A 23,445-nucleotide genomic window follows, 5' to 3' on the forward strand; every position below is an offset into this window, starting at 1 on the left:
AAACAAAAAGCCAGCATAATATATGCTGGCTTTTGTGAGGGTAATTTCTCTTAAATAGTAGATCTATTTATTTGAACTTACGAAGTAATCATTCAGTACGATTAATTTGTACACATATCACTATCTTTACCCACTATACGCCATACACCCCAATTAGCAGATGCCTCAGGTGTTGGTTCTTCACCTGTGGTATACCATTGGTTATGGTATGACAGACCATTATGTAATACTTTTTCACATGGCTTATCATAGACTTTAGCTGGATCCCACTCACCTTCAGGTACCGGTGGTACTGGAACGTCTGGTGTGTAATCGCCAATAGAAATCATACAGCTATTGTTTTGGAAATTAACATTAATTTGCTGTGGATGTTCTGGATCAGCCTCGCTTGCAAGCTTAGCAAAAGCACTTTGTGCCTGCGCTGTACAGTCGACGCCACTGTCTTTCATTTGGTCGATACTTGCATCAACGGGCAGTGAAATATGGGTATTTGGTGTCATCCAGTTATTAACGATATTTGCTCCTGCTTTAGAAGCAGAAAGGAACATCTGACCCTGTATTTTTGCATCAGTATAAATCTGAATTTCACTTGTTGGATCAATAGGACCTTTATCCGTTACCGCATTAAAATCACTTCCTATCGCTTTTTCAACATTGCCAATCGCAACATCAAGTAACTGATAAATAGCTTTACGATCAGAATCATTACTTAACGTAAATGAGTCTGTAGACTTAATGTCTAACTGCGCTAGCGCATCTTTAAATGCTTTGTCAGCTTGAGATGCCGTGACAAAAGTCAGTTCTTCTTTGTCTTTATTTGGCTTGTATGACAACTTAGTAACTGCGAATGCAAATACTCGATTAAATTGCCCAGCTAATAATGACACCTGATTATTAATATTTAATCCTGCATCTTCAAGATTCACGCCGAATAATTGGTCGATATAAAAGGAGACTTGGCGTGGGTAACGGTAATAAGTATCACCCGTTGTATCAGAAGAACCAATTGCGTCTCGGTAATCTTGTGGGCTTAAATTGTAGTTATTCATATTAGCCAGTTGTGCTGGATCTTTTTTCACACACACATTTAAATAAGATTGTAATGGTGCGCTGTAACTACCTGCGTTATATACCACATTTAAAATAAAATCGGTTAGGCGTAATGCATTAGGATCTTCTGCTAAAAGAGGATCTGAAAGGTTGGTCCAGCAAGTATCCCAAGCTTCTTTATTTACGTACCAATCATTAGATGCGAGTTGTTTCATTCGATTAATATCATTAAAACGATAAAAAGCAGCAGTCATTGGTGCAAAATACATATCATCTAAAGCATCAGGACCTAGAGAGCTTGTTTGCTTCCCTGAATCTTGATCTGCAATTGTATAATCTAACGTTTTTCTTACTGCATCGTAGTTAATTAATCCTAATGAACCAGGACTATTTGCATCTGGTAAACGTTTTGAATAGTCATTAATTTGGTATGGTCCACCTTGACCTGCAGATAATAAAATCTTCTTAAAGTCTGGGTTATGGATAGCTTGCGTTGCTTGGTTAGGACTAAAGTCAGTATTCATAATCGCTTCATGAAGACCACTCTCTTGTAATAACTGTCCAAGAAGTGTTGTAGTCATATCATCTTCATTAAATTGAAGTTCTGGATACTGTTTCTTAATCATATGGGTATACATAACGCCTGCAATTATATTCGACATAATTGCAGAAGAAGCATATTGAGTATTAAGACCTAATGTATCAATCGTTGTTTGGTCATTCGAATACGGGAATGTTACATGATACACAATTGCATCAGATGTAGGTGTATCGGCTGCTAATGTTGTAGGAACATTTGCAAATAAACATCCCATAGAAACAGCACAAGCAATGATATTTTTTTTCATTATTATTTCTTCCTCTTTATTGGTGAGGCGGAAAATATAACAAATGGAAATAATTCAATGTTAAGAGAATGTCAGCAAATGCTAATAAATGAACATAAAATGAAGATAAATGAATATAAAATGAAAACAAAAGGTATTGAAAATAAATCATTAATGTTAATAAGGGGATTGGTTGTGAATGTTATGTATAAAACATTGTTTCTTTTATGTGAAATAAAAGATTAGATTGATGGCTTTATATGATTTAACATTAGATATACAAATAAAAAACAAGTGGGAAATATAAAAAATGAACAGAATAAAAAGATTTATATATTTATGTGACTCATGGTGTTAATCATTTTTCTTCCTATATTTTTGTAATTATTCCTATAGTATTTAGTAGTTTGAAAAATATTATTTAATTCCAGTTACCATCGACTGGAGTGCGTATTATCTGATTTTCGATTTTATATATTCTGAAAGTTCAGCTTTTTTATGTTTTATAAGCAGCGGTATCTCCATACAGAACAAAGCCAAATTAAAGGCTTGGTTTTTTATAAATATCGAAATCAAGCCTTATCAGTCCTTAAATTAAATATTCCACTTTGTGTTGGCCCTTTAATTGTATTTTTTGATGTTCTATTAAGCATTATTTAGTTATTAAGATTTGATCTTGGATCTGGAAACCCATCCAAATCATCGAACGGCATTATTTTCCCGTTCCATTTCCCATCTTCTTGTTTTGCGACAACAATGAACTGACCATATGTTGTACCTGGTGATCTGTATTTTAAGGGGACGACAACGCCATTATCCATATGGATTGCTCCGTCGATCCTTGCAAGCATGCAAATTCCTCTGGTTAGGTTATCCTGCCTCAATTCAGAAGGCTGTATCTCGCCGAGAAAGTGCTGTTCACAAAATGGTCCTTCTAAAACAAGGTCAACCGTACCTGGCGTACTGTTTAGCACTGTATAGTTTGTATATTCAGCGAATGATGGAGCTGAAAATAGTAAAAAAGAGAGTGCAACAAAAAGAAATTTTTTCATCACGTAGCATCCTTAATCAAGATTAGAGAATGGGCGACATGTTTCAAATATACGCAGTGGATATAATACATAAATGGTATATGAAATGTATGTTTAAGTTTTAAATTTGTATCAAAAATGAGACAAATTAAAGCAAAACGATTAATGAGTACTATGTTATTTGGCTTTTGCTTGTTTTTTGATGATATGTCGGTGGGGTTGAGTTGTTTGTATTAACAATTTTTCCTCGGGTAAGTACCGATATTTTTATCGGGTTAAAAGAAAATTTTTACAGTATTTTGTCTATAAATTTAGATATATGTCTGATTTTATAAAACATTTGGTTATCTTATACGTTGGGAGCTGTATTTTGCTTATAACTTACTGTTATTGCGGTTAATATCACCTTATAACAGATAATAAGAGAGCCTTATATGACGACTAAAATTTCAACCTCACAGTTGGCTAAAGCACGTGGTATTGTCGCAAAAGAATTGTTTAATCAATTAGCTGATGCTGGCTATATTATTCGAGATAACGCTGAGTGGCATTTAACAGAAGTAGGCAAGAATGCACAAGGTGAATACAAACAATCGCCTAGGTTTGGACAATACATTGTGTGGCCTGATTCGTTAGAGATTGTTGAACAACCTGAGTTTGACGGAAAAAAGTTATCAGCGACTCAAATCAGCAGTCATTTCAATTTAACTTCGCAGAAAATTAATCAGATTTTAGATGAGTTAGGCTGGATCAATAAAGCTGTCAAAGGTTGGAAAGTCAGTAATTCAGGGCTTCGCCTTGGTGGTGTTCAAAAAGAAGATTTCCGAACAGGTGTACCTTATGTTGTGTGGGACGATAGTGTATTAAAAAATAAGAGTCTCATTCATTCCGTAAATGAAATTACAGGTGCTAATGCTGAAGCGAAAAGCACTGATAATTCGGTCTCGAACTTTCGTCAGAAATTTGAGGCAAAACACCGTGCAGCAGACGGACATTATGTGCGTTCAAAAGCTGAAATGCTGATCGATAATTGGTTGTATATGGCAGGTATCGTCCATGCTTATGAGCGTAAATTACCGATTGAAGAAGATCTGTACTGTGATTTCTATTTACCGACAGGCAAGGTATATATCGAATTTTGGGGATTGGAAGATGATCCGAAATACGCATATAGAAAGAAAATTAAACAAGATCTCTATAAAAAATATGGTTTTCATTTAATTGAGTTGAACGATGATGATGTGCAAAATTTAGATGATGTACTGCCAAGATTGCTACTCAAATTTGATATTAAAGCCTATTAATACACTTACGGCTTGATATGTTATGAAGCGATAACTGCAATGCTGTTATCGCTTTCTCTTATTGCCTTGTTAACGCCAATCCCACCCGCTGTTTTCCATTATTTAGAATACTCTTTTCACAGTTATGATTGTTACCGTTTGGAAATAATCTTTTGTATGATGAATGGATTGTTTATTTTTGGTAACTATTGATAATAGCTACATCGAAACGCACAACGCGTTTGAAAAATTAAAAGAAAAAGGTTCTCGGATTAATGAATACTGTTATCAAAGCAACTATTGCAACTGCTATTATCGCGATGTCTTACAATGCAACAGCAAAAGACGGTGCATTTACAGGTAATATTCACTTCAATAATCATACGAGCAAAGTAGTGCTACAACACTATTCAGTAAGTGGAACAGCAGACAAATCACGTTCAGGTGTTGTGTTAAAGAGCAAAGCAACTGACATGACATTTGGACAAAAGTTGCTTTCAGCTGCTGATAAATAATAAAGCCGCATACCATTACCAAAACGTTTTTCTCAATTTTATTATCATCTATTTCGTAAAAGTGTTTTGGTTTTGCGCTCTATTGTTACTAAATGAATAGGGCGTAGAATGAAATTATAGAAACAGACAGCAACACTAAAATCGGCAAGGATATACAACATCTCTTCAGTATATCCCTCAACGTAAACTCGCATTCAGACTTATGGTTATCGCCGTAAGTCACTATAAATTAAAAATAAATTATCGGAGCTTTACTATGAGCAATGTATTTTACATGCCACCTGTAACCCTAATGGGCCCTAACGCTATTCAATCCCTAGGTGCTGAACTTGCATCAAAAGAATTAAAGAAAGCACTTATCGTAACTGACAGTGTATTGGTTGAAGTGGGTCTTGTTAGTAAGTTAACAGATGAGCTAAAAGCACATAACTTAGATTTTGTTGTGTTTGATGGTGTTCAACCTAACCCAACTGAGAAAAACATCGAAGATGGTTTAGAGCTACTCGCAAATAGCCATTCTGATTTTGTGATTTCATTCGGTGGCGGTTCATCACATGATACAGCTAAAGGTATCGCGTTAGTGGCAGCGAACGGCGGTCATATTCGTGATTACTCTAAAGGTGTTCACCTTTCTAAGAAACCACAACTTCCATTGGTTACAGTGAATACTACTGCTGGTACAGCGTCAGAAATGACAGTATTTGCGATTATCACTAACCAAGAAGATGAAACTAAATATCCAGTGGTTGATAAGCATTTCACGCCAATTATTGCAGTTAACGATTCAGAACTAATGGTCGCAATGCCTAAGTTCTTATCGGCAACAACAGGTATGGATGCATTAACACATGCGGTTGAAGCCTACGTTTCAACAGCAGCGACTCCAATCACGGACGCATCAGCGATTAAAGCGATTGAGTTAATTGTAAACAACCTAGAAACAGCTGTGAACGACGGTGAAAACCGCGAAGCACGTGATGCGATGCAGTACGGTGAGTACTTAGCTGGTATGGCATTCTCAAATGCTTCTCTAGGTTACGTTCACTCAATGGCACACCAACTTGGTGGTGTTTACAACCTATCTCATGGTTTATGTAACGCAATCTTATTGGCAGAAGTATCACGCTTTAATGCACAACAAGTACCAGAGCGTTTTGTTGATATTGCAAAAGCAATGGGTGTGGATGTATCAGGTATGACTCAAGATCAAGCTGTTAATGCTGCCCTTGAAGCGATTGATACACTATCTGAAAAGGTAGGAACGAAGCAACGCCTAGCAGATTTGGGTGTAACAGAAGACAAGTTAGCGTTCATGGCAAAAAATGCCTTAAACGATGCATGTTCTTTAACTAACCCACGTAAAGCGAGCCTAGAAGAAATCGTTGAGATCTTCAAAGCACGTATGTAATTACCCCGACTATCGGTAATTAATCTGTCGAAAACGCCGCTGATCATCAGCGGCGTTTTTCATCTAAAAGGGCGGGAGGGTACGGTGTTTAATCACTTTTTATGAGCGATTATAAAAAGGTAAAAGCCAGTATTTCGCATTAAAATAACTAATGATAAGTGGGGTTATTTCTCACTTTAAAATATACTCCAATTCGCTATACTTTATTACATCGAAACACGACCAACGCCTTATAAAAACTGTGCTTAGGCAAGGTTGTGACATTACAATATACTTGCGTTATTAAGGGGTTTACCATGTCAAAAATCATTACTAAAGTTGTTCGTTTATACACTCCTGTTTTTGCAGCAATGTATAAAGGCGAAAACAAAACAAAGTAAGTGTTTAAATATTTAAAAAGGGCGTTGAAGGTAACTTCAACGCCCTTTTGCTATTTGTTAAAATAGTGCCTGATCTAACTATGGTTGTAGCGAAAAGCAGCAACTGCTGGCTGTGATGAAAAAGCGACATTGTGTTTGTCACATTGTTTATTCTTAATTTTCTCTCTTTCTCTCTTTCTCTCTTTCTCTCTTTCTTTCGTTCGTCTATTTCCTGTCATACTACTTTACCCCACCGTTTTGATTGTTTTATGAGCGTAATTTTTCGTTGTAAATATCATTCCATGATTACTTTATTTGTTGAAAGCGTGATTTTGTTCCTATTGAGTATACTTAAGTGGTTATATATTCCATTTATTAACACTAACTAAACCTTTGTCACAGAAATTTAATTTGATCTCCATACAATTCACCAAAGTTTCGCTTGTGAGCGAAAATGTTCGTTTTTAGTGATGTATGGATAACAATGAGGCTCTGATGTTTGGGATATTCAAACCGAAGGCGCATATCGCACCTTTAGATAATAGTAAGGTCGATAGCACCTATTCTCGCCTGCGATGGCAGTTATTTTTCGGTATTTTCTTCGGCTATGCAGGTTATTACCTCGTCCGTAAGAACTTTAGTTTGGCAATGCCATATTTAATTGATGAAGGCTTCAGCCGCGGAGAGCTTGGTGTTGCTTTGGCTGCGGTGTCTATTGCTTATGGTTTATCGAAGTTCTTAATGGGGAATGTGTCAGACCGTTCTAACCCAAGATACTTTTTAACAGCTGGACTGGTTATGTCCTCGTTGGTCATGCTCTGCTTTGGCTTTATGCCATGGGCGACGGGTAGTGTGGCTGCCATGTTCATCTTATTATTTCTAAATGGTTGGTTCCAAGGAATGGGCTGGCCTGCGTGTGGACGTACCATGGTGCATTGGTGGTCTCGTAAAGAACGCGGCGAAATAGTGTCGGTGTGGAACGTTGCTCACAACGTGGGTGGCGGCTTAATTGGCCCTATGTTTATTCTTGGCCTTTGGGCATTTAATGACGACTGGCGTACAGCTTTTTATGTGCCCGCCCTTTTTGCTTTGCTAGTCGCATTTTTTGTTTGGTTAACCGTGCGTGATACGCCTCAGTCATGTGGTTTACCACCAATCGAAGAATATAAAGATGATTACCCTGAAGGTTACGATAAGTCGTTTGAAACGGAAATGACGGCGAAAGAAATCTTCTTTAAGTATATCTTTAATAACAAGTTACTTTGGTCTATTGCGATTGCTAATGCCTTTGTTTATCTGATCCGCTACGGGGTGTTAGATTGGGCGCCAGTATATCTAAAAGAAGCGAAAGGTTTTTCTGTCGATAAAACATCATGGGCTTACTTCTTGTATGAGTGGGCAGGTATTCCTGGCACCTTATTGTGTGGTTGGATTTCCGATAAGTTATTTAAAGGGCGTCGTGCACCTGCCGGTATTTTGTTTATGGTGTTGGTAACGCTGGCGGTATTGGTTTACTGGTTTAACCCAGCAGGTAACCCAACCATTGATATGCTAGCGCTTATTGCTATCGGCTTCTTAATTTATGGTCCTGTTATGTTAATTGGTTTGTATGCGCTTGAGCTTGCACCGAAGAAAGCAGCAGGTACTGCGGCAGGTTTAACAGGTCTATTTGGTTACCTTGGTGGTGCGGTTGCGGCAAATGCTGTACTTGGCTATACCGTTGATCTTTATGGTTGGGATGGCGGCTTTATTATTCTGGTTGGTTCTTGTGTGACATCTATTGTGTGCTTTGTTTATGCACTGCTAGGTGAGCGAGCACTTCATGAACGTAAAGCAAAAGAAAAAGCAGCATTAGCACAATAACCGTATTGAGGGGCGGATTGTCCCTCACTATTTAGCAAGGATATTATAATGAAAACAATCTCAGTTGGCTTAACTTTTTTGGCACTTAGCTTATCAGCAGGGGCTATTGCAAATCCGCTTGTTATTGCTCACCGTGGCGCGTCAGGCTATTTACCCGAACATACACTTGAAGCGAAAGCGCTCGCTTATGCCATGAAACCGGACTACATCGAGCAGGATGTAGTAATGACGAAAGATGATCAATTAGTGGTACTGCATGATCACTATTTGGATCGTGTGACTGATGTTGCTGAACGTTTTCCTGATCGTGCTCGTAAAGATGGACGTTATTATGCGATTGATTTTACGCTCGCTGAAATTAAATCATTAAGGGTGACTGAAGGGTTTAATATCAATGATAAAGGCGAGAAAGTTGCGGGCTTCCCACAACGATTCCCAATGTGGAAATCACACTTTACTGTACCTACTTTTGCGGAAGAAATTGAATTAATTCAAGGCTTAAATAAGACGTTAGGTTATGACATTGGTATTTATCCTGAGATCAAAGCACCTTGGTTCCATCGCCATGAAGGGAAAGACATTTCTAAAGCGGTACTTAAAGAATTAAAACAATACGGTTATACCTCGCAAAGCGACAAAGTATACCTGCAATGTTTTGATGCCAATGAGCTAAAGCGTATTAATGATACCTTAATGCCTGAGATGGGGATGGATTTAAAACTTATCCAATTAATGGCTTACACCGATTGGAACGAAACCATGGTTTATGACGGTGATAAAGCAACGCCATATAGCTACGATTGGATGTTCAAACCCGATGGTATGGCAAAAGTGGCGCAATATGCGGAAGGGATTGGCCCTTGGAAACCGATGTTAGTGGATGATAAATCAACTCAATCGAACATCATTATTAAACCGTTAATGGCGCAGGCAAAAGCGGCGGGGTTAAAAGTACATCCTTATACTTTCCGTGCTGATGAAGGCCGTATTCCGCCATACGCAGAGAACTTCAATGGCATGCTTGATGTTTTCTACAATCAGGTAAAAGTCGATGGAGTATTTACTGATTTTCCTGATAAAGCAGTGACGTTTCTTAATAATAATAATAAATAGAGCTACTTAAGGGATTGGCCCTCTCGATTTTGGAGGGCTTTTTTTTGCTCATCTTATTGTGGCAAATGGCTTTGTGCGTAATGAATGATCGCTTGCGATATTTCTTTTAATACGCCAGTTTCTAATTGCCAGTGATGCCAATAAATTTGGTTAGACAAGGTGAAATTCGGCGTAATATTCACCAGCGTGCCTTTTTCTAATTCCTCGATGATCTGTAATTTGGGGATTAAACAGTAGGCGATACCAGCAATGGCCATTTTGATAAAAGCTTCTGAGCTACTGATTTTATGATGGACGGTATTATCAAGATTTACATTAAAGTGGTGGGTAAGAAATTTCTGGTGTAGATCGTCAAATTGATCGTAAGACACGGCTGGTGCTTTAGCTATCGTTTGGTTATTCACGCCGTTTTTGAAGTATCGCTGGGTAAATTCAGGGCTTGCGACACAAACGTAATCAATACAACCTAAATAGTCGGCTCGACAGGACGGGATCGGTTGCGATTCGAGGCTAATCGCACCTGCCACTTCTCCACTTTTCAATTTCTCTATCGAGAGGTTTTCACCATAAATACTTAATGTAATTTCAACTTGTTTTTGTTTCATCACGTCTTGCAGTGACGGTAACAACCATGTCGCTAGGCTATCGGCGTTGGTAGCGAGTGAAAGTTGAATAGGGCGTGAGCTGGTATCGTTTTCTAACTCTGGCAATATTTCATGTTCAAGTAATCTAACACGACGATATAACCCCAGTAGTTTTTTGCCTATTGCTGTGGGCTTTGGCGGTTGCTCTCTTATCAGTACAGGTTGAGCCAGAAACTTTTCTAATTGTTTTACGCGTTGTGATATTGCTGACTGTGAAATGAAGAGGTATTCAGCGGCACGTTCAAAACTCCCTTGATGAATAATCGCATCTAAGGCTTCAATCCATTTGTAATCTAATCCTCGCACTTCACTCTCCTTGCTTGTGAGTCACACCACTTTTATAGGTAACACCACAGTTATAAGTATCTCTAATGTTACATTAAAATCATTAATTATACTTATCTCTTTAAACCTTTTATCTTCTCGGCTCTTTACGAATATTGATTTGATGTTGCTGAGGTGAATGATGAATTTTTGGGTTTTATTACAAGGTTTTGGTTTAGGGGCATCAATGATCATCCCTATTGGTGCCCAGAATGCTTATGTCCTCAATCAAGGTATAAAGCGTAATCACCATTTAACGACAGCAACGATTTGCAGTTTGTTAGATACGCTGTTTATTTCCTTAGGTATTTTTGGTGGCGGTGCCATTTTGGCGCAACATGACATGTTACTGACCTCTGTAACATTAGGCGGCATTGCTTTTTTAACCTTCTACGGTTTGTTGTCATTAAAAAGCGCGTTTAAAAAGCCCAATGCTGATGAACAAAATGGTGAAGTGGTTGCTCGCGGTCGTCGTGCTGTTATCTTAGGTGCATTGGCTGTGACGGTGTTAAATCCGCATTTATACCTTGATACCGTGGTGATTCTTGGTTCACTAGGTGGTCAGTTTGAAGGAAATGATCGTATTGCTTTTGCTGTTGGTACCATCATGGCATCGTTTGTTTGGTTCTATAGCTTGTCTTTAGGTGCGGCAAAACTTGGGCCTGTTCTATCACAGCCAAAAGTAAAAAAAGGCATTGATCTGTTAGTGGCAGCAATGATGTTTACTATTGCGATCATTCTTGCTAAAGAGTTGATGGGTAAGTATTGGTAAAAGTAAAAGGGATAGTGATATATGCAATCGTTACAAAAAATTTATGCGTTTAATACCCAACGTTTAAAGTCATTGGCTATCCCTTATCGAGAATGGGAGCACGAAAGCATTCTTGATTTTGAAACCGATCAAAAAGTAGCAGCGAGACTTGGTTGGACGGGAGTACATACTAAGAGCATCTTTATGAAATTTAAAGGTCATGGCTATGCGTTGTATTTGACGGATAAAGATTCGCGAATGGACTCGAAAAAAATAAAGACGTTAATCGGTAAGCGGCCCTCTATTTGTACTGGTGAAGAGATGACTGCGCAGTTAGGGTGTTTACCCGGTGCTGTTTGTCCTGTCGGGCTACCTGAACATGTCACTATTATTATCGATTCATCCTTGTATGCGTGTGAAGAGTTGCTGTATACACCCGGTATACCAGAAGTCACGTTTGGCGTGGCAGGGAAACACTTAAAGCAGTTATTAGAATCTGAATCTAATTCTATTTATGAACTGTAAATTACAAACTAAGATAAATAAATGCCAAGGGCTTTGAGTTTAATATTCAAAGCCCTTTTTCTTTATTTGAAAAAGGGAAAGTGATTGATGTTTAAGTGTATGGTTTATTTTTATATACCATCGTTAATTTCCCTAAAAGTAATACTTGGAGAGTGTATTAGTTTGCTCAATATAATATTGCTTCTCATATCCTGAGTTTATGACTAATATTCTTTAGTTATTTAAAAGTGTATACCTTTTAAGCGATAAAATAGTGTCGGTAATTTAACAACGAAAGATTATGGGCTTACTTCAATATTTAAAAAAATCTCGACATTTCATTTTAGACAATCAATAACACATTGATTTTAAATGCTTTGTTTTTAAAGATAAATGCATTGCGCAGGTACATTTCATCATTATCCCTTTTTCTTTAGGTTATATAAATTCCATTTAAGTATTTAAATGTCTTGATTATAAATATCTTAATGATTACCATTCTCATTAACGGTAAACCGTAGGTTTACTATTCTATTTTTTAAATCAAAAGTGGTCGGTAATGAAAAGGACAGCTTTATTCTATGGCGCGTTATGCGTGTCATCGTTTGCAAGTGTTGTAAATGCGGCATCCATTTACGCTGATGAGGGAACAAGTCTTGCTATTGGCGGGCGTGTTGAAGCTCGCGCTGAGCATCGTGATAGTGACATCAGCGATCTTAGCCGTGCGCGAGTGAATATTAGTGGTGAAACACTGATCGGTGATGGTATTAGCGGCATTGGTTATTTCGAGCAGGAATTCAAAGCAAGTGAAAACAAAACACGCTATCTCTATGCCGGTATTAAAGCGGCGCTAGGAGAGGGAGAAGCGCAAGTCGTTTACGGTAAAACGGCGGGAGCGATGAGCCTTGTTACGGATATGACTGATATTCAGGCAGCATACGGCGCAATTGCCGCTGACAAGTTTAAAGTCGGCAAACGTATAGCGAACAGTATTGCCACTTTTTATACCAATGATTCGGGTACGTCATTAGGCATTAACTACTCGGGTAAACATACAATCAAGCAAGATACCTTTAAACAGGGTTTCTCTGTTGGGGCATCCCAAGCTATTGGTGATACAGGGTTAACCTTGGCAACGGGTTATGCCGATCAAACCATGATCAAAAAAGGCAAAGAGAAAGAAAAGTCACAGTTTGATGTCGGTATGGGATACCAAATTAAGCAGTTTTATTTAGGTGCTTTATACACCAATCAAAAATTAGGCGGTAAGGATGCTGACGGTTATGACGTAGTGACTGCTTATAAGATCAACAGTATTTATAAAGCCACGCTTGGTTTTGGTGAGTTACATGTCGAAGGTGGAGATGACACTCGAGCTGTGAATGGCGACATCACCGCCAAGTGGAATAAACATTTCAGAACCTATGCTGCGGTGAATTACGACACGGTAATTGATGATACACAAGCCATGCTTGGCGCTCGTTACGATTTCTAATCTCAAAAGGTCTAATATGAAAACGCAATTTAAACTTCTTACTCTTGCTGTTGGTGTAATGGCTTCATGCTCTGCACTTGCTGGTGATTACCCGATGACAATCACGGATGTATCAGGCCAAACAATTACGCTGGATCATCAGCCTCAACATATTGCACTTGGTACTGCTCGTAACTTCCCATTATTAGAAATCGTTTACGGAAAAAATGCTGGTAAACATGTTGTTGCTATGCGTGATGATATGAAGATTTCAGCCCCTTCTATGTATGAGTTTTATACCAATAAATACCCAAACCTTAAAAAAGTGCCAGAGATTGGCAAGATCAGTAAAGGTCAGTTTGATGCTGAATCATTCATTCAAATGGAGCCTAAACCTGATGTGCTGATCATCGGTACTAGCAGTATGAACTCTGCCAAAGAGAAAGGCTTAGTGAAGAAGCTTAATGATGCCGGTATTCAGGTGATCACGGCAGATTTTCGCGAGCAAACCATCAAAAATACAATGACATCAGTAACTTCTGTAGCAAAAGCATTAGGTTATGAAGAACGCGGTAAAGCATTTGCGGATTACTACACTCAACATTTAAACGTTATTACTGATCGCATTGCTAAGACGAAAGATTTAAAACCCAAAACAGTGTTTATGGAAACGGCGGCAGGTTACACCCTAGATTCCTGTTGCAACACTTATGCTGGTGGCAATATGGATGATTTTATCACGCTGCTAAAAGCGACAAATATTGCGACCAAACCGTTAGGTGGTGCTCATTCCGGTAATATGTCACCTGAAACTATTGTTGCGGAAAACCCTGATGTTTACATTATGCAAACGGCTGGCTGGGTTGATAAAAAAGGTCATTCTATGAAGGGTATTCCTCTAGGTTACGCGGCTAATGACGCTGCGATCAAAGCGGCAACGAAAACCTTGATGGAACGTTCTTGGTTGCAAGCGACCAACGCAAATTTAACCGGCAATGTTTTCTCTATTTATAAGCCGTTTTATAACTCGCCGTATAATCTTGTGGCGCTTGAACACTTTGCGAAGTGGATCCGACCTGAGTTATTTAAGGATTTAACCCCAGAACAAACCTTCGTTGAAATGAATAAGACTTTAGCTAACAGTGACGTAAGCGGTTTATTTGGTATTGATAACGTTGATATTATTCAATAATAAAAACAGAAGGGCGTTTATCGCCCTTCTATTTTCCGTTCAGCAATGTTTACTTTGTACTGCCACTTTTTGAACCTCACCGCGTAACTCTATACGGTTGCATCTATTGACGATATCTCTCAGTAATTTTGTTCCTGTGATAAAGAGAAAATCTTTCTAAAAATCATTTTCAACGAGCAGTTTAAGAGAATAATAATCCTACAAAGCATTATCGTTGTTTAAATAATAAGCAATCATTCGTAAGTGAGAATAGTTATAACTTACTGTAATTCCTTATAAACCCTCTTTTTTGTAAGAGATATAGGGGCTAAATTCCACATTTACGGTTGTAAACTATAGGTTTACCCATTACCATTTGTTGCGACTATTACGGTTTTTGATTGACATTGTTTAGATCCAAGCGCAATTAGGCGCGATAAAATGATCAAGGTTATTTTAGTAAACCATTGTGGTTTGATTTTTTGATTGGGGATGAAAACATCACGCTACGGATTAGCGATAAATCTATTTTTATAAGACGAACGTTAATATGAAAAGTCACAGAATAATAGTGAGATTAAAGCGAACTTTAGATGGTAAAACGAATGAGATGTTGTTCTTTTTGGCATTAGGTAAGCATTATGGCTAAGTGTAGAACAAGAGTTAAACGAACCCATGTTTATGGCCATACATGTAAAGATCCAAGGTTATGTGTGCTGTGTTCATCTGTGGTTGTTTTACCCAAAGTGTATGGCACTAAAAAACCGTTTCTAAAACGGTATAAGTCGATATTTCAACTGCTTAAAGTAGCCAAGGTTTTACTTTTTATTCCTGCTTTTATTGGTATTGGTGCAAGTCGAGCAGATAGCCCTAATTATAGTATCCAGTGTGTGTTTGATGGTGCGAAGAATAAAAATGGTGATTTTAGAAAGCCATTTTTTCAATCTTATAAGTTTGACGTTGATAAAGAACAAGTGATAGTGGTTGACGATTCGCATCAAGCACTCGCGCAAAAGGTTTATGGGTTTAATAACATTACTCTTTTAGAACAAACTGCCTTTGGAAATATGGTCTCAACAACTATTGTTTTTAAGAAAGAAGGGCGGCAGATGGAAGCGGTACAAAGTCGACATGAAACCCTTAATCATCACGTGATGCCATTTCAAACGTTAGGCTATTGCGATTACGCTTAAATATATTTTGTTAAATAGAAAGTGAATATATTAAATATTTATTATTCTTTTTATTTTTAAAAATATTATTAATTTTTGATATTAGAAATAATGTCATGCGTATCTATTCAATTTATTTATGGACTGTTATATCTGCAGGGATCGCTTTTATTACATGAAAGAGAGAAAAAATAATGAAAAAATTAATTATCACCAGCCTTATTTCATCGACAATTTTATTAACTGGTTGTAACGCTATTAAAGAACAAGCGGCTGGCATGGTATTAGGGGATAAATTTGTACAAGCTAATGAGCAATTAAATCATTGTGATCTTTCTAGCTTAACGTATTTAAAAAGTGCGGCAGCTGATGATAAAAACCCGATTGTTCAAAATGCGGCTTTACTTGTTTTGGGTGCACATTTTGCTGCTGATGGGAACATGCGTGCAGTAGATACTATGGCGCAAAAGATCGCGAATATGTCAGATACAACAACGTTTGCAGAGCAACGTAAAGCGATTATTGAAAGCGGTAAAGAAACGGCGAAAGATCGTATTGAAAATGGCTTCACTGCAAACTGTAAATAATTACCTTTCTAATTTTCTAAATCTGACGAGCTCCAAGGAAGGGGCTTATTACGTCATTTAAATATTATGTTGAGTTAATTTTAAAGAGGTGTGTATGAGAAAACTGCTCATTGCTGCACTATTGGTTTCACCTATCACTCATGCTGACTCGTTAGCATTTTCTCGTCCTATTGTGACGATGCATAGCGTTGTTAATGCTACACAGTGTGCTGATAAAATTACCGAATATCCTGAAAATGAAGTGATTGGTTTGTTTAATTTTGCTGTCGATGTCCTTGATGAAACAGCAAAACGAATTGGTTATAACAAGGTCGAAAAGTTTTATGCTGCCGCAGAGAAAAACTCAACGTTTGTTATTGATAAAGCTCACTGTGATGCGCTTATAGATAATGTCGTGATGCCTTATTTATTTAGTGCACCGATTACACTTTATCAGCAGGAGTCGGTGTCGTGAAAAACGTTTTTTTAGCGATATCAATAATATTACTGTTAGGCACGGGGTGCTCTGCTGATAACAAAGCTTATCCTAAAAATGCAGCGCCACCGATGCTTGAGTTATCAGTACCACCACCGACGTTATTAGAGATGGCTCACCACCAAACCTCGGACAAGGTTTGCGCTTTAATGGGGATGGCACGTGAACAAGGGAATGATGAACTGGTGAGTCAACTAGGTTTTATTTTTTCTTCTCGTCGCGATATTTCATTGAGAAATTGTATCCGCTTTGCTGATCTTGGACAGAAAGAACAACGCGCGGCTAACTTTTGAAATGAAGTGATTAAAAAAGATAACGTAAAGGGACATTTGATGTCCCATAACGGGGTATGCTCACACTAATCTTTTGTCATTTTTGCTATTTTTTCCGCAACAATTGAAGGGACGGATGACGGCGGCATAATAAGAAAAGAGGTATTGGCGGCAATCTGGTTAAATCGCGCTGCTTGTTGACTTTCTTCTGGTAAATGAATGGCGATGACTAATCGAGACTTGGTTGGGTATTCAAGAAGATTCTTTAATAGTTTTATACACATTTCTGCATTGCCGTCATTGAGTTCGGGCATGGCGATAAAGCTATAAGGGCGAATATCGAGTTTTGTGTCCCCAATTAATTCCATGTAGCCAATTAATATGTTGCCGATATATTCTGTGGTAACGCCAGTGAGATCGGCATTATAAAATTGCTCATCAATACGGGCTAACATGGATCGTGTTTTATTATTACATTCCCACTCGAAATTTTGCTCATCTTTCAGGTTCGCATTTTCAACATATGACAATGCATCAACCGCTTCTACCATTCCTGTGATCAATTTTATTTGAATAGGGTTTGTCTTTTCATCATCTAATCTTTTTATGATTTCGACGGCTTTACGCGCATTAGAAGACCACGCGTATGATAGAGGGTTAACCGGTGCATGGTTTTCTTTATCTGCGATCAAATCTAATGGTGGTACGGTTTTAAAAAAACGAGAACAAATAATTAAGTTTTCTTTAGAGACGATACCTGTGGTGACCCATTTATGGACGGCTTGTCTTGATACATCACAGTAGGTTGCCAACGCTGTTTTTGAAACACCATTAGCATTCATGTTGTAGGCAAACCAATCCATTAATTTTGTTTTTACATTTCTTTCTTTACGTTGAAGTTGTGCGTTTTTTTGCTCTGTCTTGCTATTGTCTTGGGTCATTATTGCGTAACCTGATGAGTTGACACGCTCTATTATGCAAATCTTAAGTTAAAAGCGAATTGTTGTAATAAGTATATGCTTCAGATAACAGGTTAATAAGCTAAATATGGAAAGTCAAACCTAGGTAATTAGAAAAATAGAGCAACTGAAAGGAGCTAAATAAGCCATTTTATAAGCTCTTGTGATAAGTAATACATGTTAATAATTGAATGTTATTCGTTTGGATTTTGTAAGAGATTAACGCCGACTATAACCGATCGTATTGATAAACAATGCATTATCGTTTTAATGGTTGATTATTAACCTAAGGTTTCTTATTACACATTGTCACCTGAGCGTTTACTTTTTCCAAAGGCTCGATGAAAGCATGATTTAGATATCGATGCTTTAGTTGCGCTTTAGTTAATAGAAAAGAGGGGGAATAAGTGAGTTACCCGTTTTTTTTATTTTTATCGAAACGTTTCGATGGCTAAAGTGTGACCTAGTATTCTTTTTTGTCTTTATATTGATGATCAAGACCGATCATTCTCACATCTTATCGAACCGGGGATAGTCAAAAAAATTAGTCGGATTATCATGCTATCGAAACGTTTCGATGGTGTTTTCTAAAGCGGTAATTTTCACCTATTAGCAGATACCTTTAGTAAGAAAACGTATAACCGAATGGTCGATAACATGAAAAAAAGCACCCTCATTAATTCAGAATTGTCTTACCTAGTCGCCACCTTAGGGCATACCGATGAAATCACTATTTGTGATGCGGGTTTACCTATTTCAGATCATGTGCAGCGTATTGATTTGGCATTAACGCATGGCGTGCCGAGCTTTTTAGAGACGGTGCGTGTGATGCTCTCTGAAACATGCATTGAAGGGGTGATTATGGCAGAAGAATTTGCCCAAGTGAGCCCTGAACATCACCAAGCCTTGCTGGTTGAACTTGAACTAGAGCAAGCGAAAACGGATAAAAAAATTCATATTCAATACGTTACCCACGAACAGTTTAAACATCGCACGGAACAAAGCCGAGCGATATTAAGAACAGGCGAATGTACCCCGTATGCCAATGTGATTTTTCAATCTGGTGTGGTGTTTTAGTCAAGAGCGACGTTGAGGATAAATTATGACTCAGGCCATTCTACAATTGAATGATATCGAGAAAGCGTTTCCCGGTGTGAAAGCGTTAGATAGAGCTAGCCTTTCTGTGTATGCAGGTCGTGTAATGGCTCTTATGGGCGAGAACGGAGCGGGTAAATCAACCTTAATGAAGGTGCTTACTGGGATTTACCAAATGGATGCAGGTAGTATTCATTATCAAGGTCAGCCTGCTGCATTTAACGGCCCACGTGATTCACAAGAAGCAGGCATTAGTATTATTCACCAAGAGTTAAACCTGATACCTGAATTAACCATTGCCGAAAACATTTATCTTGGGCGTGAATTCACGGGCATGATGGGACGAATTCAATGGGGAAAAATGTATGATGAGGCTGATAAACTGTTAAAACGCCTTAACGTTAAGCACTCCTCAAAAACCTTACTGGGTCACTTAAGCCTTGGCGAACAACAAATGGTTGAGATTGCCAAAGCACTGTCGTTTGAGTCTAAGGTCATCATTATGGATGAGCCAACAGACGCCCTTACTGACAAAGAAACAGAATCGTTATTCAACGTCATTAATGAACTTCGTGAGCAAGGTTGCGGCATTGTTTACATCTCTCACCGTTTAAAAGAAATTTTTGAAATTTGTGACGATATTACTGTATTGCGTGATGGAAAGTTCATTTGTGAATGCCAAGTTAAAGATACCAATGAAGATGGACTGATCGAGATGATGGTGGGTCGTAAGTTGGAAGAGCAGTACCCACGTATTGCCGTAAAACATGGCGAAACTTGCCTTGAAGTATCGGGATTAACGGGCTCGGGTGTCGATGATGTTAGTTTTTCTCTAAAGCGTGGTGAAATTCTTGGTGTATCAGGACTGATGGGCGCGGGGCGCACTGAATTGATGAAATTGATTTACGGTGCGCTACCTGCTGAAGCTGGTGTAATTAAGCTTAATAGCCAAGTTATTAAGCCTGCCACACCTCAAGACGGTTTAAATAACGGTATTGCCTATATCTCTGAAGATCGAAAAGGCGATGGTCTTGTTCTGGGCTTATCTGTAAAAGAAAATATGTCTCTTTGTGCTTTGGATAAACTCACAAAAGGTGTGCAAATTCAGCATAAAGAAGAAGTGGTTGCCGTTGATGACTTCATTAAAATATTCAATATCAAGACGCCAACACACAATCAAATTATCGGTAACTTATCAGGTGGTAACCAGCAGAAAGTTGCTATCGCAAAAGGGTTAATGACCCAGCCTAAAGTTCTTATTCTTGATGAGCCAACACGTGGTGTCGATGTTGGTGCTAAGAAAGAAATCTATCAACTCATCAACAAATTTAAAAGTGAAGGTATGAGTATCATTTTAGTCTCTTCTGAGATGCCTGAAGTGCTCGGTATGAGTGATCGCATCCTCGTTATGCATGAAGGACGAATTACTGGCGAATTCGATGCTAAAGAGGCAGATCAAGAAAAACTACTCGCGTGTGCCGTTGGCAAAAATATGAATGAGGAAGCAGCATGAGCACGAATACGATGAATAAACCCGCTGAACAAAATCGTCAAAAGTGGTTGAGTAAAGAGTGGTTAATTGAACAAAAATCATTAATTGCATTACTTTTCTTGATTGTTGTTGTGTCCTTTTTAAACCCTAACTTTTTTACCGTCGACAATATTCTCAATATTCTTCGTCAAACCTCTGTTAACGCGATTATTGCCGTCGGTATGACCTTGGTTATTTTAACCGCAGGTATCGATTTAAGTGTCGGTTCAGTGCTCGCGCTATGTGGCGCATTGGCTGCCAGTATGATTGCTTTAGAGGTACCCGTTTTAATCGCAGTGCCAACGGCTTTACTTGCTGGCGCGTTATTGGGGGGGATAAGTGGTGTAATTATTGCCAAAGGTAAGGTTCAAGCTTTTATCGCAACCTTAGTGACGATGACATTACTGCGTGGTGTCACCATGGTGTATACCGATGGACGTCCTATCTCTACAGGTTTTACTGATACTGCTGATGTGTTTGCATGGTTCGGTACAGGTTATGCGTTAGGTATTCCAGTTCCTGTATGGCTGATGGTGTTTGTCTTTGCAGGTGTTTGGTACCTTTTAAACCACACTCGTTTTGGTCGCTATATTTATGCTCTTGGAGGCAATGAATCTGCGGCTCGTCTTTCAGGTATCAATGTTGATCGTGTGAAAATTGGTGTGTATGCCATTTGCGGTATGTTAGCAGCACTAGCCGGCATTATCGTGACTTCTCGCTTATCTTCTGCTCAGCCTACGGCTGGTATGGGGTACGAATTAGATGCCATTGCAGCTGTTGTATTAGGTGGTACGAGTTTGATGGGGGGCAAGGGGCGTATTATGGGTACGTTAATTGGTGCTCTTATTATTGGTTTCTTGAATAACGCGCTGAACCTACTGGATGTTTCTTCTTATTATCAAATGATTGCTAAAGCTGTTGTTATCTTGCTAGCGGTTTTAGTTGATAACAAAAACAAATAATACGCTACGAATTATTACATAAAACAAATGAGCCAGATGACGTGTACTGGTTCGCCCCCTACAAAAGGACTAGAACGATGAAAAAAATCGCAACGCTTATTTCAGCAGCACTTATTTCTTCCACGGTGTCTTTCGCGGCGCAAGCTCAAGATACAATGGCTATTGTTGTATCGACGTTGAATAACCCGTTTTTTGTATCGATGAAAGATGGCGCGGAAGCTAAAGCAAAAGAGCTTGGATATAAGTTAATTGTACTGGATTCACAAAACGATCCGAGCAAGGAGCTATCAAATATCGAAGATTTAACAGTGCGTGGAGTGAAAGCGATTCTGATTAATCCGACAGATTCAGACGCGGTATCAAATGCCATTCGTATTGCAAACCGCGCTAATATTCCGGTATTGACTCTTGATCGCGGTGCACGCCGTGGTGATGTTGTTAGTCATATTGCTTCTGATAACGTTGCGGGTGGTGAAATGGCAGGCCGTTTCATTATGGAAAAAGTAGGGGAGAAAGCAAAAGTTATTCAGCTTGAGGGTATTGCAGGGACATCTGCAGCGCGCGAACGTGGTGAAGGCTTCATGAAAGCGGTGAAAGCCAACGACATGGATCTTTTAGCGAGTCAGCCTGCTGACTTTGATCGTACCAAAGGATTGAACGTAATGGAAAACTTGCTGGCTGCAAATCCTGACGTACAAGCTGTTTTTGCGCAGAATGATGAGATGGCACTGGGAGCACTTCGTGCGGTTCAAGCATCAGGTAAAAATGTCCTAATTGTGGGCTTTGATGGAACTGAAGATGGTATTGCTGCTGTTAAGCGCGGTAAATTAGCAGCGACGATTGCACAACAACCTGATTTAATTGGTGCGCTTGGTGTAGAAACGGCTGATAAAGTACTGAAAGGTGAAAAAGTTGAAAAGAACATCCCTGTACCACTTAAAGTAGTTACAGAATAAGATTTAATTCCTTTTATCGTTATTTCTTCATCACGATACAGAGTAACCCATTCTCTTGTTTGGGTTGCTCTTTCATACAGCTAACAATGTTGCACACTCAATGACTAAGCACTAATGGGTTTAAGTTTTTGATAGATCTTAAACCCATTACTCCTTTGACGTTAAAGGGTTAACAGAACTAAGGGTTAAATAATGAGTAAGTTAGTAGTACTAGGTAGCGTCAATGCAGATCATGTTCTTCAAGTGCCTTCATTTCCTCGCCCAGGGGAAACTTTGCATGGTCGTAATTACCAAGTTATCCCAGGTGGTAAAGGGGCTAACCAAGCGGTTGCCGCTGCCCGCTTAAATGCTGATATTGGGTTTATTGCGTGCGTAGGTGATGATGCGTTTGGCATGTTAATGCATGATAATTTCGTCAAAGATGGAATAGATGTACGTGGTGTGAAAACCGAAGTTGGAACGCCGACAGGTATTGCGATGATCCAAGTTTCTGACTGCGGTGAAAATAGTATTTGTCTCTCAGCTGAAGCGAATAACAAGTTAACAGAGCAAGCGATTGAATCTGATTTAGACACGATTCGTCAGGCTGAATATCTGTTGATGCAATTAGAAACACCGATGTGTGGTATCGAAAAAGCAGCAAAAGTCGCGAAATCAGCCAATACGACAGTGATTTTAAATCCAGCGCCTGCTCGCGAATTATCAGATAAGTTGTTAGCGTGTGTTGATGTGATTACGCCTAATGAAACTGAAGCTGAAGTGTTAACTGGCGTAACAGTAACGGATAACCAATCAGCACAGCAGGCGGCGGATATTCTGCATGGTAAAGGAATAAAAACCGTAATGATCACTTTGGGTGCGAAAGGGGTATGGTTAAGCCAAAACGGTTCCGGCGATATCATCTCAGGGTTCCGTGTTGAAGCAACAGATACGACGGCGGCTGGCGATACCTTTAATGGCGCGTTAGTGACTGGTTTATTAGAAGATTTGGCTTTAGAATCAGCGATTAAGTTTGCTCATGCTGCCGCTGCGATCTCTGTCACTCGCTTTGGTGCGCAAACGTCTATCCCTACTCGTGAAGAAGTGGATTTGTTTTTAGCGCAACACGCCTAATTAAGG

The 23,445-nt window shown here is 38.8% G+C and carries 22 protein-coding genes; 18 read left to right on the forward strand and 4 right to left on the reverse strand.

Annotated features, from left to right (window positions below; genetic code table 11):
• Window positions 1-101: 101 nt before the first annotated feature.
• Window positions 102-1,898 carry a hypothetical protein gene (locus tag BTO08_RS16620; RefSeq protein WP_105061752.1) on the reverse strand — a complete coding sequence of 599 codons (1,797 nt, stop codon included), beginning with the start codon at window positions 1,896-1,898 and terminating at the stop codon, window positions 102-104.
• 635 nt (window positions 1,899-2,533) lie between these two features.
• Window positions 2,534-2,929: a hypothetical protein gene (locus tag BTO08_RS16625; protein ID WP_105061753.1), complete on the reverse strand. Its 396-nt coding sequence runs from the start codon at window positions 2,927-2,929 to the stop codon at window positions 2,534-2,536.
• Between the two features lie 413 nt (window positions 2,930-3,342).
• Here BTO08_RS16625 and BTO08_RS16630 point away from each other — a divergent pair, with 413 nt between their 5' ends.
• From BTO08_RS16630 to glpQ, 5 genes are all read left to right on the forward strand, one after another.
• A complete protein-coding gene (locus tag BTO08_RS16630) occupies window positions 3,343-4,212 on the forward strand; it encodes a glycerol kinase (protein WP_105061754.1) in 870 nt (289 codons plus the stop codon).
• Window positions 4,213-4,466: 254 nt separating this feature from the next.
• The gene (locus BTO08_RS16635) at window positions 4,467-4,706 is read left to right on the forward strand and encodes a hypothetical protein (protein ID WP_105061755.1); all 240 of its coding nucleotides are present in this window, start codon (window positions 4,467-4,469) and stop codon (window positions 4,704-4,706) included.
• 256 nt (window positions 4,707-4,962) lie between these two features.
• Entirely contained in the window at window positions 4,963-6,114 is a 1,152-nt protein-coding gene (locus tag BTO08_RS16640) for an iron-containing alcohol dehydrogenase (protein ID WP_105061756.1), read from the forward strand.
• 854 nt (window positions 6,115-6,968) lie between these two features.
• On the forward strand, window positions 6,969-8,336 hold the full coding sequence (glpT, locus tag BTO08_RS16645) for a glycerol-3-phosphate transporter (protein ID WP_105061757.1): 1,368 nt from the start codon (window positions 6,969-6,971) through the stop codon (window positions 8,334-8,336).
• Between the two features lie 48 nt (window positions 8,337-8,384).
• Window positions 8,385-9,449: a glycerophosphodiester phosphodiesterase gene (gene glpQ, locus BTO08_RS16650; protein WP_105061758.1), complete on the forward strand. Its 1,065-nt coding sequence runs from the start codon at window positions 8,385-8,387 to the stop codon at window positions 9,447-9,449.
• 53 nt (window positions 9,450-9,502) lie between these two features.
• Here glpQ and BTO08_RS16655 read toward each other — a convergent pair whose 3' ends face one another.
• On the reverse strand, window positions 9,503-10,399 hold the full coding sequence (locus BTO08_RS16655; RefSeq protein WP_105061759.1) for a LysR family transcriptional regulator ArgP: 897 nt from the start codon (window positions 10,397-10,399) through the stop codon (window positions 9,503-9,505).
• 160 nt (window positions 10,400-10,559) lie between these two features.
• Here BTO08_RS16655 and BTO08_RS16660 point away from each other — a divergent pair, with 160 nt between their 5' ends.
• From BTO08_RS16660 to BTO08_RS16695, 8 genes are all read left to right on the forward strand, one after another.
• A complete protein-coding gene (locus BTO08_RS16660) occupies window positions 10,560-11,189 on the forward strand; it encodes a LysE/ArgO family amino acid transporter (protein WP_105061760.1) in 630 nt (209 codons plus the stop codon).
• Window positions 11,190-11,210: 21 nt separating this feature from the next.
• Window positions 11,211-11,693, forward strand: a complete 483-nt coding sequence (locus BTO08_RS16665) for a YbaK/EbsC family protein (RefSeq protein ID WP_105061761.1) — start codon at window positions 11,211-11,213, stop codon at window positions 11,691-11,693.
• 538 nt (window positions 11,694-12,231) lie between these two features.
• On the forward strand, window positions 12,232-13,167 hold the full coding sequence (locus BTO08_RS16670; protein WP_105061762.1) for a porin: 936 nt from the start codon (window positions 12,232-12,234) through the stop codon (window positions 13,165-13,167).
• 16 nt (window positions 13,168-13,183) lie between these two features.
• Window positions 13,184-14,338, forward strand: coding sequence for an ABC transporter substrate-binding protein (locus tag BTO08_RS16675; protein ID WP_105061763.1), 1,155 nt, complete (start codon window positions 13,184-13,186; stop codon window positions 14,336-14,338).
• 620 nt (window positions 14,339-14,958) lie between these two features.
• Entirely contained in the window at window positions 14,959-15,510 is a 552-nt protein-coding gene (locus BTO08_RS16680; RefSeq protein WP_242446288.1) for a hypothetical protein, read from the forward strand.
• A gap of 173 nt (window positions 15,511-15,683) precedes the next feature.
• Entirely contained in the window at window positions 15,684-16,076 is a 393-nt protein-coding gene (locus BTO08_RS16685) for a hypothetical protein (RefSeq protein WP_105061764.1), read from the forward strand.
• A gap of 94 nt (window positions 16,077-16,170) precedes the next feature.
• The gene (locus BTO08_RS16690; protein WP_105061765.1) at window positions 16,171-16,530 is read left to right on the forward strand and encodes a hypothetical protein; all 360 of its coding nucleotides are present in this window, start codon (window positions 16,171-16,173) and stop codon (window positions 16,528-16,530) included.
• Window positions 16,527-16,844 carry a hypothetical protein gene (locus BTO08_RS16695; protein WP_242446289.1) on the forward strand — a complete coding sequence of 106 codons (318 nt, stop codon included), beginning with the start codon at window positions 16,527-16,529 and terminating at the stop codon, window positions 16,842-16,844. Before BTO08_RS16690 ends, BTO08_RS16695 begins: the two co-directional genes overlap by 4 nt.
• 65 nt (window positions 16,845-16,909) lie before the next feature.
• On the opposite strand, the gene BTO08_RS16700 is transcribed toward BTO08_RS16695, so the two are convergent.
• Window positions 16,910-17,764: a hypothetical protein gene (locus tag BTO08_RS16700; RefSeq protein WP_105061766.1), complete on the reverse strand. Its 855-nt coding sequence runs from the start codon at window positions 17,762-17,764 to the stop codon at window positions 16,910-16,912.
• A gap of 675 nt (window positions 17,765-18,439) precedes the next feature.
• Between BTO08_RS16700 and rbsD the strand changes: the two genes are divergently transcribed.
• The 5 genes from rbsD (at window position 18,440) to rbsK (ending at window position 23,439) form a co-directional block, all read left to right on the forward strand.
• A complete protein-coding gene (rbsD, locus tag BTO08_RS16705; protein WP_105062680.1) occupies window positions 18,440-18,859 on the forward strand; it encodes a D-ribose pyranase in 420 nt (139 codons plus the stop codon).
• Window positions 18,860-18,884: 25 nt separating this feature from the next.
• Entirely contained in the window at window positions 18,885-20,390 is a 1,506-nt protein-coding gene (gene rbsA, locus BTO08_RS16710; protein WP_105061767.1) for a ribose ABC transporter ATP-binding protein RbsA, read from the forward strand.
• Entirely contained in the window at window positions 20,387-21,370 is a 984-nt protein-coding gene (gene rbsC, locus BTO08_RS16715; RefSeq protein ID WP_105061768.1) for a ribose ABC transporter permease, read from the forward strand. Before rbsA ends, rbsC begins: the two co-directional genes overlap by 4 nt.
• A gap of 77 nt (window positions 21,371-21,447) precedes the next feature.
• A complete protein-coding gene (rbsB, locus tag BTO08_RS16720) occupies window positions 21,448-22,326 on the forward strand; it encodes a ribose ABC transporter substrate-binding protein RbsB (RefSeq protein ID WP_005363948.1) in 879 nt (292 codons plus the stop codon).
• Between the two features lie 192 nt (window positions 22,327-22,518).
• Entirely contained in the window at window positions 22,519-23,439 is a 921-nt protein-coding gene (rbsK, locus tag BTO08_RS16725) for a ribokinase (RefSeq protein WP_105061769.1), read from the forward strand.
• Window positions 23,440-23,445 lie beyond the last annotated feature (6 nt).

This window comes from Photobacterium angustum, from assembly GCF_002954615.1.
Lineage (GTDB): Bacteria > Pseudomonadota > Gammaproteobacteria > Enterobacterales > Vibrionaceae > Photobacterium > Photobacterium angustum_A.

What these genes read in the sequence shown, in the direction of transcription:
- BTO08_RS16665 (WP_105061761.1), top strand. Translation starts at nt 11,211, where the DNA reads ATGCAATCGTTACAAAAAATTTATGCGTTTAATACCCAACGTTTAAAG.
- rbsK (WP_105061769.1), top strand. Translation starts at nt 22,519, where the DNA reads ATGAGTAAGTTAGTAGTACTAGGTAGCGTCAATGCAGATCATGTTCTT.
- rbsB (WP_005363948.1), top strand. Translation starts at nt 21,448, where the DNA reads ATGAAAAAAATCGCAACGCTTATTTCAGCAGCACTTATTTCTTCCACG.
- BTO08_RS16625 (WP_105061753.1), bottom strand. Translation starts at nt 2,929, where the DNA reads ATGAAAAAATTTCTTTTTGTTGCACTCTCTTTTTTACTATTTTCAGCT.
- BTO08_RS16690 (WP_105061765.1), top strand. Translation starts at nt 16,171, where the DNA reads ATGAGAAAACTGCTCATTGCTGCACTATTGGTTTCACCTATCACTCAT.
- BTO08_RS16675 (WP_105061763.1), top strand. Translation starts at nt 13,184, where the DNA reads ATGAAAACGCAATTTAAACTTCTTACTCTTGCTGTTGGTGTAATGGCT.
- glpT (WP_105061757.1), top strand. Translation starts at nt 6,969, where the DNA reads ATGTTTGGGATATTCAAACCGAAGGCGCATATCGCACCTTTAGATAAT.
- BTO08_RS16635 (WP_105061755.1), top strand. Translation starts at nt 4,467, where the DNA reads ATGAATACTGTTATCAAAGCAACTATTGCAACTGCTATTATCGCGATG.
- BTO08_RS16680 (WP_242446288.1), top strand. Translation starts at nt 14,959, where the DNA reads ATGGCTAAGTGTAGAACAAGAGTTAAACGAACCCATGTTTATGGCCAT.
- BTO08_RS16640 (WP_105061756.1), top strand. Translation starts at nt 4,963, where the DNA reads ATGAGCAATGTATTTTACATGCCACCTGTAACCCTAATGGGCCCTAAC.
- BTO08_RS16700 (WP_105061766.1), bottom strand. Translation starts at nt 17,764, where the DNA reads ATGACCCAAGACAATAGCAAGACAGAGCAAAAAAACGCACAACTTCAA.
- BTO08_RS16630 (WP_105061754.1), top strand. Translation starts at nt 3,343, where the DNA reads ATGACGACTAAAATTTCAACCTCACAGTTGGCTAAAGCACGTGGTATT.
- glpQ (WP_105061758.1), top strand. Translation starts at nt 8,385, where the DNA reads ATGAAAACAATCTCAGTTGGCTTAACTTTTTTGGCACTTAGCTTATCA.
- rbsD (WP_105062680.1), top strand. Translation starts at nt 18,440, where the DNA reads ATGAAAAAAAGCACCCTCATTAATTCAGAATTGTCTTACCTAGTCGCC.
- rbsA (WP_105061767.1), top strand. Translation starts at nt 18,885, where the DNA reads ATGACTCAGGCCATTCTACAATTGAATGATATCGAGAAAGCGTTTCCC.
- rbsC (WP_105061768.1), top strand. Translation starts at nt 20,387, where the DNA reads ATGAGCACGAATACGATGAATAAACCCGCTGAACAAAATCGTCAAAAG.
- BTO08_RS16670 (WP_105061762.1), top strand. Translation starts at nt 12,232, where the DNA reads ATGAAAAGGACAGCTTTATTCTATGGCGCGTTATGCGTGTCATCGTTT.
- BTO08_RS16620 (WP_105061752.1), bottom strand. Translation starts at nt 1,898, where the DNA reads ATGAAAAAAAATATCATTGCTTGTGCTGTTTCTATGGGATGTTTATTT.
- BTO08_RS16685 (WP_105061764.1), top strand. Translation starts at nt 15,684, where the DNA reads ATGAAAAAATTAATTATCACCAGCCTTATTTCATCGACAATTTTATTA.
- BTO08_RS16660 (WP_105061760.1), top strand. Translation starts at nt 10,560, where the DNA reads ATGAATTTTTGGGTTTTATTACAAGGTTTTGGTTTAGGGGCATCAATG.